Raw genomic sequence first — 859 nt, 5'->3', positions numbered from 1 at the left:
CGCCGCGGCGCGCCGCGATGCTCCTGGCCGACGCCGCACGCCGGGGCCGGCGGGTGGAGGTCGGCGGCCTGCGCGGCAACGTCGACACCCGGCTCGCCCGCGTCGGCACCGACCTGGACGCCGTCGTCCTCGCGCTCGCGGGGCTGCGGCGGCTCGGCCGCGAGGGCGAGGTCACCGAGGTGCTCGGCACCGACGTGCTCCTGCCCTGCCCGGGCCAGGGCGCGCTCGCCGTGGAGACCCGGCAGGACGACCCGCTCACCGGGCGGGTCCGGGCCGCGCTCGACCACGCGGACACCCGCGCGGCGGTCACCGCCGAGCGGAGCCTGCTGCGTGTGCTCGACGTCGGCTGCAGCGCCCCGGTCGGGGCGCTCGCGACGGTGGTCGAGGGCGTGCTCGACCTGCGGGGGGCGGTCGCCGGGCACGACCCGGCACCGGGCGCCCCGGACGGCACCGGTACGACGGCGCCACGGATCGTCCGCTCCCGCACGACGGGGGCGGCGGACCAGGCGGACGAGGTAGGGGCGAGAGCAGGCCACGAGCTGCTCACGGCACGACCAGGGCACGGCACCGAGACAGAGGAGTTCGTCCGATGAGCACACGAGGCAGCCTCCGTCCCCCGACCGGGGGGACCCGGTCGCACGTCGCCTTCGTCGGGGCGGGACCGGGCGACCCGGGCCTGCTCACGCTGCGCGCCGCCGCCCTGCTGGAGGTGGCCGACGTCGTCGCCACCGACCTGCCGGACGCGGCCGCCCTGCTGGCCCGCTGCGCGCGCCCGGACGTCGAGGTGGTGCGCCTGGCGGCCGACGCCGGCGGCAGCTGGCTCAGCGTCACCGCGCTGGACGGCGTGGTCGTCAAAGTC

Annotated in this window: 1 protein-coding gene and 1 pseudogene; both read left to right on the top strand. The window is 78.9% G+C overall.

Annotation, left to right across the window (positions count from 1 at the left end; genetic code table 11):
- Positions 1-593: pseudogene (locus WCS02_RS20750) on the top strand (hypothetical protein); the annotation flags it as partial.
- Positions 590-859, top strand: a 270-nt coding sequence (locus WCS02_RS20745; RefSeq protein WP_340296207.1) for an SAM-dependent methyltransferase, incomplete at its 3' end; no start/stop codon positions are given. The pseudogene WCS02_RS20750 and the gene WCS02_RS20745, both read left to right, overlap by 4 nt.

It is taken from the genome of Aquipuribacter hungaricus (assembly GCF_037860755.1).
GTDB classification, from domain to species: Bacteria; Actinomycetota; Actinomycetes; order Actinomycetales; family JBBAYJ01; genus Aquipuribacter; species Aquipuribacter hungaricus.
This window is presented reverse-complemented; position numbering and strand designations above follow the sequence as displayed.